Annotated in this window: 11 protein-coding genes; 4 read left to right on the top strand and 7 right to left on the bottom strand. The window is 58.4% G+C overall.

What is annotated here, in order from left to right; genetic code table 11:
• Nucleotides 1-314: 314 nt before the first annotated feature.
• The 3 genes from LPU83_RS71005 (at nucleotide 315) to LPU83_RS70995 (ending at nucleotide 4,753) form a co-directional block, all read left to right on the top strand.
• On the top strand, nucleotides 315-854 hold the full coding sequence (locus LPU83_RS71005) for a dimethylsulfonioproprionate lyase family protein (protein WP_244656164.1): 540 nt from the start codon (nucleotides 315-317) through the stop codon (nucleotides 852-854).
• 121 nt (nucleotides 855-975) lie between these two features.
• The gene (locus LPU83_RS71000) at nucleotides 976-2,778 is read left to right on the top strand and encodes a PAS domain S-box protein (RefSeq protein ID WP_024317601.1); all 1,803 of its coding nucleotides are present in this window, start codon (nucleotides 976-978) and stop codon (nucleotides 2,776-2,778) included.
• A 403-nt stretch (nucleotides 2,779-3,181) separates the two neighbouring features.
• Nucleotides 3,182-4,753, top strand: a complete 1,572-nt coding sequence (locus LPU83_RS70995; protein WP_024317600.1) for a carboxylesterase/lipase family protein — start codon at nucleotides 3,182-3,184, stop codon at nucleotides 4,751-4,753.
• A gap of 258 nt (nucleotides 4,754-5,011) precedes the next feature.
• Here LPU83_RS70995 and LPU83_RS70990 read toward each other — a convergent pair whose 3' ends face one another.
• The 3 genes from LPU83_RS70990 to LPU83_RS74980 all read right to left on the bottom strand — a co-directional run bounded on the left by LPU83_RS70990 (nucleotide 5,012) and on the right by LPU83_RS74980 (nucleotide 8,010).
• Nucleotides 5,012-6,691 (bottom strand): glycoside hydrolase family 3 protein, encoded by a 1,680-nt coding sequence (locus tag LPU83_RS70990; RefSeq protein ID WP_024317599.1) that lies wholly within the window; start codon nucleotides 6,689-6,691, stop codon nucleotides 5,012-5,014.
• A 280-nt stretch (nucleotides 6,692-6,971) separates the two neighbouring features.
• On the bottom strand, nucleotides 6,972-7,787 hold the full coding sequence (locus tag LPU83_RS70985; protein ID WP_244656163.1) for an extracellular catalytic domain type 1 short-chain-length polyhydroxyalkanoate depolymerase: 816 nt from the start codon (nucleotides 7,785-7,787) through the stop codon (nucleotides 6,972-6,974).
• A 49-nt stretch (nucleotides 7,788-7,836) separates the two neighbouring features.
• The gene (locus LPU83_RS74980; protein ID WP_231052102.1) at nucleotides 7,837-8,010 is read right to left on the bottom strand and encodes a hypothetical protein; all 174 of its coding nucleotides are present in this window, start codon (nucleotides 8,008-8,010) and stop codon (nucleotides 7,837-7,839) included.
• Nucleotides 8,011-8,266: 256 nt separating this feature from the next.
• Between LPU83_RS74980 and LPU83_RS70980 the strand changes: the two genes are divergently transcribed.
• Nucleotides 8,267-8,884 (top strand): hypothetical protein, encoded by a 618-nt coding sequence (locus tag LPU83_RS70980; RefSeq protein ID WP_051509129.1) that lies wholly within the window; start codon nucleotides 8,267-8,269, stop codon nucleotides 8,882-8,884.
• A gap of 78 nt (nucleotides 8,885-8,962) precedes the next feature.
• Here the strand turns inward: LPU83_RS70980 and LPU83_RS70975 are convergent, their stop codons facing one another.
• The 4 genes from LPU83_RS70975 to tnpA all read right to left on the bottom strand — a co-directional run bounded on the left by LPU83_RS70975 (nucleotide 8,963) and on the right by tnpA (nucleotide 11,636).
• Nucleotides 8,963-9,268, bottom strand: coding sequence for a hypothetical protein (locus LPU83_RS70975; protein ID WP_037069005.1), 306 nt, complete (start codon nucleotides 9,266-9,268; stop codon nucleotides 8,963-8,965).
• The gene (gene tnpC / locus LPU83_RS70970; protein WP_040681044.1) at nucleotides 9,268-10,833 is read right to left on the bottom strand and encodes an IS66 family transposase; all 1,566 of its coding nucleotides are present in this window, start codon (nucleotides 10,831-10,833) and stop codon (nucleotides 9,268-9,270) included. Before tnpC ends, LPU83_RS70975 begins: the two co-directional genes overlap by 1 nt.
• 72 nt (nucleotides 10,834-10,905) lie before the next feature.
• The gene (tnpB, locus tag LPU83_RS70965) at nucleotides 10,906-11,253 is read right to left on the bottom strand and encodes an IS66 family insertion sequence element accessory protein TnpB (RefSeq protein ID WP_003577159.1); all 348 of its coding nucleotides are present in this window, start codon (nucleotides 11,251-11,253) and stop codon (nucleotides 10,906-10,908) included.
• Nucleotides 11,250-11,636 (bottom strand): IS66-like element accessory protein TnpA, encoded by a 387-nt coding sequence (gene tnpA / locus LPU83_RS70960; protein ID WP_040680981.1) that lies wholly within the window; start codon nucleotides 11,634-11,636, stop codon nucleotides 11,250-11,252. Before tnpA ends, tnpB begins: the two co-directional genes overlap by 4 nt.
• Nucleotides 11,637-11,723 lie beyond the last annotated feature (87 nt).

Genomic DNA, 11,723 nt, shown 5'->3' with positions numbered 1-11,723 from the left:
ACCGCCAAACCGAGGCAACGTCCAACCAACGGCCTCAAGGTTGGCGACGACAACCGGATCACGAATGCTCGCGCAGGGTGCCAGCTATTCTCGGAAAAACGCGCTTCGAACAGTTTGCTTTTTGATCGCACCGGGATAAGGATCGCCCAGTGTGACCAAGGAGCTTTTCCGTATCGATGTCGAAACCGCGGTTGAGAAGGGAAGCAGATCTCCTGCTGCATCGTGGGACCAGGACTGCTAGCGGCGAATATTCCGTCAGCCGCGCTCGCAGACCTGTCGCCGTGCAACGCCTGATCGGTGCGTTGGGAAACATCATGCTGTCCGATGCGGCTCCCTTCATGGAGAAATTCGTCGCGGGCAAGGTGTTCCACCTGCTGCAGGAGCCGGGCGCCGTCGCGACGAAGCCGGCCACTCCTGTGCCCTTGGCTCCGCAGTTGCAGTTTGCGCTCCGCAATCTGACCTCCAAGGGCGAGCCCTTCGCCGAAGCTGCCGCGGCCATCAACGATGTCGCCAAGAGCCTGGAATGGGTTGCCAGCAAGACCGGCCCTTTTGCGAGCATCAACATTGAGCACACCCACGCACATGCGGTCGTGGCCGGCATATCGGGCGTCGAAGAACGAGCCGATGTGGCTCTTGGTTTGACCGTCATGGCGCCGTACAGCCGCTTCCCAGACCATATTCAGTATCGCTCTCGTGTTTTTCTGGCGCTTTCAGACTGCGAATTCTCCTGTAACGACAAGGGATGGCAGCGTGGTTCCATTGGCTCGATTTTCTTCAACGAAGCGGGACACACCGTCGCGATGCGGTGCACGGCGCGACCCCTTCTGGCCGCCTGGTGCCACGTCGAGCGGTAACGGATCGCCCCTCGCTAATTTCCCTCTTGACGTTTGCGCGCCAAACCTTTGAGTTACAAAGGGCATCCAGAGAGGACAAAACCCCCTGCGCAGCAGCGATACATATCCTGGATCAGGCGAGATGGCCGGTCGCATTTATGGCCACGACTGGGAGGCGAGCGGCCTCGGCCCGCCGTCCTCGTGGCCGCTCTGCTTGAAATCGGCCGTCGACATCATGCTGCCATCCAAAGCCCAGATCGTCATGTTCTGGGGCCAGGATTTCATCGCTCTTTATAACGACGCCTATGCGCCGACAATCGGCAGCAAACATCCACAGGCCCTCGGCCGCCCGGCCCGCGAGCATTGGAGCGAATTGTGGAGCGATCTGGAACCGCTCCTGCGGCGCGTCCTTGACCACGGCGAGACAGTGGTCGCCAAGGACCGCCCGTTCTATATCGAGCGCCACGGCTATCCCGAGACTGTCCACTTCGACCTTTCCTATTCACCGGTCCGGGACGAGGAGGGCAAGGTCGGCGGCGTCTTTTGCATCGTCAGCGAGACCACCGAACGCGTTAAATTCGAAACTGCACTACGAGAGAGCGAGGAACGGTTTCGGGCAATTTTCTCGCAGACGGCGGCCGGCATCGGTCAGTCGGATCTCGCCGGGCGTTTCCTCCTGGTCAACAGCCGCTTCTGCGAAATCGTCGGCTACACGGAAGCCGAGCTTTTGAAGATGCGGGTGCAGGACATCACGTTTCCCAAGGATCTGGACGATTATGTCCGATCCTACAGGACAATGCTGGAAACCGGCCAGAGCTTTGACATCGAGAAGCGCTACGTGCGCAAGGACGGTAGCCTCGTTTGGGTGGCGAATTCCCTCTCACCTCTTCGCGACAAGAACGGAGCGATACGGCAATCAGTCGCCGTTGTCGTTGATATCACGGAACGCAAGCGCGCTCAGGAAGTGGAGCGTCGCCTTGCCGCGATCATTGCCTCGTCCGACGACGCCATTCTCGGCACCGACCTGAACATGAGGATCACGAGCTGGAACGTCGGAGCCGAGAAGCTCTATGGCTATTCGGCCGACGAAGCGATCGGCCACTCGGTCGTGCTTCTGGTTCCCGATGACAGGATTGAAGAAGAACCTGCAATCATCAGGCAGGTCAGCGCCGGTCTGAAGGTCGATCCTTATGAGACCAAGCGCCGCCGCAAGGATGGCGGGCTTGTCGACGTTCTACTCAGCGTTTCACCTATTTTTGACGCTTATGGCAGGATTGTCGGGGCTTCAAAAATAGCGCACGACATCAGCGCGCGAAAGGAAGCCGAGCGGCTCCAGACGGTTCTCGTTGGCGAACTGAACCATCGTGTGAAGAACGTGCTCGCGACCGTGATGGCCATCGCACGGCAGACGCTTGGGCGAGAGGAAGCAAACCGAGCCGGAGTGGACGCTTTCGAGGCAAGGCTCGCCTCGATGTCGAAGGCCCATGATCTCCTGACGCACGGCAACTGGGAGCAGGCAGAGCTCGAAGCAGTCGTCAAGCAGTCACTGTCTCCCTATCAAAAGGACAGCTTCTCGATTTCGGGCCCGAGCATCCATCTGGCGCCGCGGGCCGTCTTGTCGATTTCGCTGGCGCTGCACGAACTGGCAACGAATGCCGCCAAGTATGGAGCCCTGTCCGTACCAGAAGGCCGCGTTTCCATTGAATGGGCGCTTGAAGGCGACAAGCCTGCCAAGCTGAGACTGCGTTGGCAGGAAACGGGCGGGCCGAGCGTTACTCAGCCTGCGCGCAAGGGCTTCGGTTCACGCCTGATCGAAAGCCTGCTGGCGGCCGAGTTGAAGGGTAACGTAAAGATCACCTACGACCAAGCCGGCGTGATCTGCGAGGTCGACGCAGCTGTCGGCGGTGGATGGGATCATGATCATTCAGTCGAGTCACCGCAGTAACACCGAGTGCCGCGTTCTACTTCACGAGCATGCCGTGGCCTTGTCCAACTGATACCTTTGTTGAAAACTGGTCGAGCGTATAGGCGGCGGGCGCGCAATTTCCGACGGCGCTCGAAGTGCTGTCGTGCTTCCATTTTTGTGTTCCCTGCTTGCGCCGGCATTGAATGCGTTAGTGGTCGAAATGTTTCATGCAAATACGCGCTTCGACCCGTTGCGGTCGGCTTGGCGGATCAAGCGCAAAACGAACACGTCGTCCACCGCGCAACGATCACCAAGCGTAGCTGTGGGTCGAAATGCGCCGTCAACATCGGACATTGGTCGACGTCGGACGAACCCTTTTCGTTGCCGCTGTAGGGGAGTATTTTAGTCCCGGACTGTCTGAACCTAGCGGTTGGAGGGGGCCGTGTTTGTGGACCGCAGTCGCAAGTTTCTGCTCTTTTTGGCGGCCGCAACCTGGATGACTTTTGCATCACGATTACCTGCGGCAGACGACACCGTTCGAATCGACAGCGGAATGCTGAGGGGCGAGAGGTCAGGCACGGTCATCAGCTTCAAAGGCATCCCTTACGCGGCACCACCTCTTGGCGATCTGAGATGGCGCAACCCCAGACCCGTGAACGAATGGAGCGGTGTCAAGGATGCGCGAAACTTCGGTCCATCGTACATGCAGACCGACGACTTGCCGAAGTCCGAGGACTGTTTAACTCTCAATGTCTGGACACCGGCGAAGCATTTCAAGACACCCCTGCCGGTGATGGTTTGGATTTACGGCGGCGCTCTTGTCCATGGGAACACCCCCCAATATCCCGGTGGCCAGCTAGCCGCCCAGAGAGTTGTGTTCGTCAGTATGAACTACCGAATGGGACGGCTTGGTTACTTTGCCCATCCTGCGCTCATAGAGGAGTCCCCTGACGAACCCGTCGGCAACTATGGTTACATGGACCAGCTTGCAGCCCTGAAATGGGTTCAGCAAAACATCAAAGCCTTCGGCGGCGATCCGAACAAGGTGACCATCTTCGGAGAGTCAGCAGGCGGCGGCTCGGTGATGGCACACATGATATCGCCTTTGTCACGGGGGCTCTTCCGGGGAGTTATTCTACAATCACCGGGCATCCCTACCGCGCGAGCGCGCAGCACGCCTTTGTCATCGTTGGAAGAAGCAGAGAAAACCGCGTTAGATTATGCGGCTTCTCTTGGAATTGAAGGTAGCGGTGCCGACGCTCTCGCGGCGCTTCGGGCGGTGCCTGCCGAAACGCTAACCGAGGGTGCATCGGCACCAGAGGTGCTGGCGGGAATGTCGACAGGCAGGCCCGTCATCGGCATCTCAGGCTCGATCATAGACGGACGTTTTTTGCTCGAAACGCCGGAAGCGGCTTTCGCGGCAGGCCGCCAAGCTCCAGTTCCAGTCATTATCGGAACGAACAATCGTGATCGAGGTATCGGTCAGGCAGCGACGAAAGACGATCTCTTCCAGCTATTCGGGAAGTATGCAGCCCAAGCCCGCACCCTCTACGATCCCACCGGCCAAGAGCCACTTGATGAGCTCAAGCAGCAGGTCTTCGCCGACAAAACGCTTGTCGAACCATCTCGCCACCTAGCTGACGAGATGCTCCGCGCAGGTCAGCCGACGTGGTGGTATCGTTTCTCGTATGTTGCCGAGGCACTTCGCAACGATCCGAAATGGAAAGGCACTCCATCTGTCTTCGAAATTCTGTATACGCTCGACATTCCAGCGGCACTGGTGAAAGACAAGGTTTCCCCCGCCGACTGGGCCATGGCCGCTTTGGCGAGCGCTTACTGGGTCGAATTTGCAACGAAGGGTGACCCAAATGGGGGCTCGCGGCCAAAATGGCCTCAACACGACCCAGCCACCGACAAGGTCATCGACTTCAGCAATGACGGCGCGACGGTAGGAGCCGATCCGCTGAAACCCAGGCTCGACCTCTGGCAAAGGTATTGGGAGGAACAGAAATGACGGAGCGATGCGCCTGTCGCTTGGTTGTGTTGTCCCGCCCGGAACGACAAGCCTTGAATTCGCCCCTCATAAACCGATCGTCAGACGGAAGCAAAATCCACCCCAACTCCACCTGAACATCGCGTTTGGGGTTGATCCTAAGGATGCTGCGAGGACTGCCCGCCGTCCGGATCCACGACTGCCTATCCTGTCGGCCAGATAACCGATCGTCTATCCACAACTCCTTTCGCCGATCACGTCGTTACGCGACAGAAAGCGTCAATAGCGTGCATCCTCGAGACCACAGAACGGATCTACCGGGTTCGTGCCGAGGAAAGGCTTGCGACCGAGCATGCAATCAACAACGGCTTCCTGTACGCTGTCCATGGTTGAGTACGCGTTGATATAGGCCGGTACGCGTGGTGCATCGTAAAGGTGATAGGGATGCCCAAACGAGATCATCACTGAGGCAACATTCGTCCAGGGCCGGTACATGGCCTTGAAGAGCCCCCCACCGCCCATCCGGTGCCAGTCAACGAATATCCGGCCCCGCACAAGCAGCGACTCGTCGCCTAGCGCGTAAATCACGAGGTCGAAATTCTCCGGGGTCGGCACGATGTCCGGCCGGTCAATCGTGACTTCGAAACCCTCCTCCGCCAATAGGTCCGGCAGCACGAATTTCAGAGGCTGCGGGATGAGCGGATGAATGATGCCTCCATCGACGAGCAGGATGCGCTTCGTCTTCGCGGGGTCGAGCGGAAAGATGCTGTTGACATCCTTCACAAGAGTAGGAGAGCGGCCGATGTATTCCTTGGACGCGGCGACGCTATTTGGATGCGCAAGCAGATTGCGCGCTTCCGCCGCATCGGGGAGCACATCTGACGGCTGAAAAAGCCTGAGGTGCGCCTTGAGCGCCAGCACACGAAGAACCGCTTCCTCAAGTCGCTCCGGGGCAATTCGCCCGTCTTCGACGGCAGCCTTGACCGCAGCCATATCCTCCTCAGGCGCATTGCTGAAGAGGATCATGTCGCAGCCGTTCGCAATGATATCAGGCATGGTATCGAGGTGGTGGCCCCATGCCGATAGCCCGCCCATCGGTGTCGCGTCAGAGACGATGATGCCATTGAAACCGAGTTCGTCTCGGAGAAGGTCAACGTTCAACAACCGGGAGACCGAGGCCGGTCGGAAGGCTTCGAGCCCGGCATCTGGCATCTTCGACCGGATATAGGCAGGAAGCGAAATATGCGCACTCATGACTGCCAGCACACCTTCGCTGATCAGCTTTTTGTAGAGCCGACCGAAGGTTTCCTTCCACTCCTCCAGGGAAAGCGGATTGGTCGTCGTCACGAGGTGTTGATCGCGGTCGTCGTATCCCTCGCCCGGCCAGTGCTTGGCGGTGGCGGCAACTCCATTCCGCTGGAGACCGCGAACATGGGCGACCGCGTGCCGTTCGATCCTATCGACATCGGAGCCATATGAGCGCGTACCGACGATTGGCGATCGGAAGGCGGCATTTATGTCGATCACCGGCGTGAACGACCAACGAACACCCATCGCACGGCCCTCGCGTGCCAGGATCTCCGAACTTTTTTCGGTTGCCTCGATGTCGTCAACGGCTGCAAGGCCAAGTTGGCCCAGCACCGGAGTGCCGAAAGCGAAGGAATGACGGCTGCCTTCGAGGTCGGCGCTGATAATGGGTGGCACTTTGCTCTTAGCGACAAGGTTCGAAATGACGCGCCGCTCGAAGTCGAGGTCAGGCGTGAAAAATCGCGTGATACCCCCCGGTCTCAATGCGCCAACGCGCTTGAACTCCTCCTCATCCGCCCCGATCATGATCAAGGTGAAGAGTTGGCCAACCTTGTCGTCGAGATTGAGCGAGGCATAGACGTCGCGGACCCAGGCGATCGCAGCGTCATCGAGGTTGAACGGCGCTTTGCGAAGTCGCTCGTAGATCGTCATAAGTTCCTCCCTGATCAACGCTCTGCTTGCATATTTAGATGTGCATATACGCGCTACCCATCACAGGCTAGCGACGTTCAACTCCGTACCCAGGAAGAAGACCACCGCCGCTATCCGCCATCCCCTCGCCCAGACGTTATCGCAGATCCGACTAGGAACCAAATACCGCAGCGCATGTTTCGAGACCGTATCTCTTTCCAATTGCGAGCACCGCGACGTCTTCCGATATCGCCTCCGCCACGTCGGCAAAACGCCCGATCCGGCAATTACGCCCGGGTTTCTATAGCTTTAGTCCCCACGAACGCATGAGCTCCAGCGGACCGGAAAGTTCGGACTGCAACACGTAAGCATCAGCCGCCCTCTCCTTTTGACTCGAGAACCGCTGTGGCAGCCCATGGCCAAGGCCACGGACCGAATAGAACGACAGTTGCAGTCGATCTCTGCTCTTCCATTCCTTGAGCGTGCCCCAGGACATCTGCCTTATTCGCCCGGCGGGTTCCTCCAGACCCGTTACCTCTAGCCATTGCGAGATCGAGGCCATCGCGTTGACCGGGTTGACGACGCCGTCGGCAGTTCCGTGCCATATCGAAATCGACGGCCAACCTGTTGCAGCAGGCGAGACACCGCGCACCAGATCGCCCCATTCACGAGGCTCTCGCCGTGAGACGCCGGACCTCATGCTGCGGATAGCCGCCATTGTGTCCCTTGCCGCGCCGAACGGCATCCCGGCAAAGATGGCAGCGCCAGCAAAAAGATCCGGATAGGTGGCGACAAGCGCCGAAGTCATCGCGCCGCCGGCAGAAAGGCCCGCAATATAGATCCGGGATCGACCAATTCGATGCCGAGCACATGCGTGTTCGATCATCTGGCGAATGGACATGAGTTCGCCCCGATCTCGCGCGATCGCGCTGGGCCGAAACCAGTTGAAGCACCGCTGCGAATTGTTGGCTTCTCTTTGTTCCGGATACAGGAGAACAAATCCACGCTGCGTCGCAAGTTTGGAAAAGCCGCTTCCGGTGTCGAAGCTTTCCGGCGTCTGTCTGCATCCATGCAGCACGACGACCAACGGCGGCTGCGCGGGCAATTTGCTGGGCACGAAGACCTTCATAGTCAGCCGTCCAGGGTTGCTACCGAAGCCAGTCACTTCACTGAGTGCAGGCTTCGTATCGGCCGGCCTTTTTGTTTGCCTGGATGCTGTGCGGGCTGGTGTGCGGAGCGCCTTTGCAACCAGCTTGCGATACGTCTTCTGCGATTTCAGCAGTCTTGAGAATGATCTCTGCAATTTGAATGTCATCGGTAACGTCCTTGATCGACGTCATCGATGCTCTCCCGCGGCAAGGACGCCGCCACCGATAGACAGGTTACGTTATTGGATCGGCGGCAAACGCGGAAGGCTAAAACGAACAACCCTCCCATGCGCGCAGCCAAGTCGTCCGCCGCGCTCAGGTGGGCCCTTGGGTCATGCCTATGCTCCTAAATCGATCATCAGGGCCATGGCGGAGGAACAGTTTTCGTTCGATGAGGTTTTCAACGCAGATGACGTGTCGCCGATCCCTAGTTCGCGGAGGAAAAAACATGACCAGCATTCACAATGAAGCATCAGGCAGTTTCGCCAGCAAAACTCTCGGCACCTTAAGCGCGTTCTTCGATGACCGCAGCAAGGCCGAGAGTGCGATCAGAAGATTGGAGGACATCGGCTTGTCGAACGAGCGCATTCGTTTCATGCCCGGATACGAAGCTGAAGGCGATATCGCCCGATCCGATCATAGCGGCTTTTGGGCCGGCCTCGCCGACTGGTATTTCCCGGACGAAGATCGCGCCGCTTATGCCGAAGGACTGCGCCGAGGTGGCTTCCTCGTCGCGGTTCAGGTCGACGATCAGTGCTATGAAAGCGCCCACGACATCCTTGATGACGAAGGCAGCATCGACATGGACGAGCGTGCAGACCTGTGGCGTCGTGAAGGCTGGGATGGCGGCAGAGGAGACCCTACCCTCTCGGAAGACGCCCTCGCCCCTGCTCCCGACACCGATCGCGAAACAACCGAGCTTGCCGAGAGTGCCGCTCGCAACCGCCGCGACCTGGAGAGGTCAACCCCTCGCGTTCGCTCCTACCGTAATCCATCGCTGATTGACGACGTCGTCGAAAGACCTGCCCCGTCCGGGGACGAGGTTGCACCTTCGCCATCGCACTGACGAAGAATCGTTCACCCGCTTCCGTCGTCTTCCCGTGAGCGTCCGGCGAATGCATTTTTTGCGTCTACGAGACGCGATTTAGGACTTGCGGCTTAGCTCATCTGCCATAACGCGCTCGATCATCTCGGGATCGCATTGTTCATCGACGAGGAACTGGCGGATTCCACCATCCCACGTCCGTATGTCGGCCAGGAGATCTCGAAGGTCGTCAATTCCATTTTCGGTCAGGCCTGTTGTGCCATCTTCACTGCCATCGCGGACATATACCAGTTCGCCCTCGGCGATATTGTCTGAGTTGGCGGTCACCTCCTCGATTAATTCGAGGTTCTCGCCGATCATGCCGGCGACTTCTTTCAGCGTATAGATGAACCTCGAGCGTGCCATCACGCAGCCTCGTATCGGTCTTTTGCAGGCGCCCACTGCCACGGTAGCAATTCCTGGAGCCGATCCTTTGGGTGGCTCTGTATCCGGGTCAGGACGTCTGTGAGATAGACCTCCGGATTGTGGCCATGCAGTTTGGCCGTTTCGATAATGGTCAGGATGTTGGCGATGCGCTCACCGCCCTTATCCGAGCCGGCAAAGAGCCAATTTTTTCTTCCGATTCCAAGCGGACGTATGGCTCGTTCAGCTATGTTGTTATCGATTTCAACACGGCCATCGTCGATGTAAACGCTCAACGCTGCCCATCGCGAGAGGGCATATCGCATCGCTTCCGCCAGCTTCTGCTTCTGTGGCAGCGTCGAAAGCGTCTCTTCTATCCAGCTCTTGAGATCCGCCAGAAGGGGCCTGGCGTGTTGCTGGCGCAGTGTACGCCGCTCGTCAGCCGACATGCCGCGGATACGATCCTCGATATCGTAGAGCGCACCGATGCGCGACAGCGCTTCGTCAGCGATCGGAGATGGCTTCAGTTTGATCACATCGTGGAACTTGCGGCGTACATGCGCCATGCAGGCGGCCTCGGTGATCTGGTTGCCGTAAAGCTTCTTATAACCACCATAGCCATCCGCGTGCATCACGCCGCTGAAGGCAGCGAGATGGTCGGCTGGATGCGCGCCCTTGCGGTCGGGGCTATAGTAGTAGGCAATGGCTCTTGGAGTGGGATCTTGATAGCCGCTGCCATCGAAGACATAAACCCAGACCCTCCCGGTTTTCGTCTTTCCTCGCCCAGGGTCAAGGACATCGACCGGGGTATCGTCCGTATGTATTCGATCGACCGCCGCGATATGGGCCCTGATCAGCAAGATAAGCGGGGCAAGCAGGACCGACACGCGGCCTACCCAGTCCGCCATGACAGAGCGAGAGATGTCTACTCCCAGCCGATCGTACATCTCGGATAGACGGTAGAGCGGGATATGATCGTCGAACTTGGCGACCATGATGTGGGCAAGCAATCCCGGTCCGGGCTTGCCTTTCTCGATCGGCAAGGTCGGCATGTCCCCAGACACTGTCGTATCGCAGTCCCTGCAGATCATGCGCTTTTCGACATGACGGACAATCTTTACGGATGCCGGTACATGCTCCATCACTTGGACGACCTTGTCAGCCGCCTTGAGGAAAGATGTGCCGCCACAGGTCGGACAATTGCAGGGTGCCGCATAGACCAACTCTTCTGTTGGAAGGCCATCCGGCAGCGGCCTGCGTTTGGGCTTAGCCGGAGCGTCGTCCAACTCAGGTAAGGGGTTTTTCCCAGAACGCACCTCAGCCTCGGCGCGGGAAGCTTCGATCTCCTCCAGCATCAGCTCAAATTGCTCGATCTTCCGGTCAATCTTTTCCGAAGAAGCGCCATGCTGCCGATGGCGGAGCAGTTCCAACTGCGCGCGCAGAAGCCCGATTATAGAGTCGCGCTTGATGACTTCGGCTTCTTGGCTCTCAAGTTTCACCGCCTGTTCAGCGACGAGCGCGCGCAAAATAGATAGCTCGTCCTGACTGTTCAGCGGCGTTGTTTCCATGCCCGCATCCATAGCCGATTTGCGCCGGAAGCGCTAGCGTTATGCCCCGGATGTCCTTGCAAAATATAGCTTTTAACCCGTTCGACCGGGCGCGGAAGTCCACGCCGGTCGGCGCCAGTCGATCCCCTCAACAAGCATCGACAACTGAGCTTGCGTCAGATGCGCAACCCCATCCTTCGCCGTCGGCCAGGGAAAGTATCCGCGCTCCAAAATTTTGTAAAATAGGCAGAACCCTTGGCCATCCCACCATAAAAGTTTGATCCGATCAGCGCGTTTTCCGCGGAAGCCGAAGATTGCGCCGGAGCCCGGCGCCTCCTTAATGGCCGTCTCAACGAGCGCCGACAGTCCATCAATGCCACGCCGCATGTCGGTCACTCCGCAGGCCAGATAAACCCGCACATTTCCAGAAGGCCCGATCATGCGGCCTCCACACAAGCAACAAGCGACGATAGCATTTCGAGATCCATGTCCGCTGCAATTCTCAGTAAGCGGCCATTCCTCAAGACGATTTCAACGTCTTTGCATCTCGACCGGGCACCAATCCTCTTGGAACCGTCACTCACGCTCTCCGATGCTCCGATAAGCGACACCGGGATGAACGATGGGGTCTGTGGAGGGTTCAATTCGGGTGGCGCGAACTTCTTGCGCCAGGCGTATATCTGCTGCGGAAGGACGTCGTGCCGGCGCGCTACATCCGAAACGCTGCCATCCGCGCTGAACGCTTCCTGCAATATCGAAAGCTTCAGTTCAGTGGACCATCGACGTTGTCGCTCGGCACCCGTCAGGATCTCAACCTTGCCCATTCACACCCTGTTACGTCACAAATGAATCATCTGTGCCGTAACTTGCGCCAATCCCGCACCGAACCAAAATCCGCTCACCGGACGCTC

The organism is Rhizobium favelukesii (genome assembly GCF_000577275.2).
Classification (GTDB): domain Bacteria; phylum Pseudomonadota; class Alphaproteobacteria; order Rhizobiales; family Rhizobiaceae; genus Rhizobium; species Rhizobium favelukesii.
The sequence above is the reverse complement of the archived record's forward strand: the minus strand, read 5'-3'. Positions and strand labels throughout refer to the sequence as shown.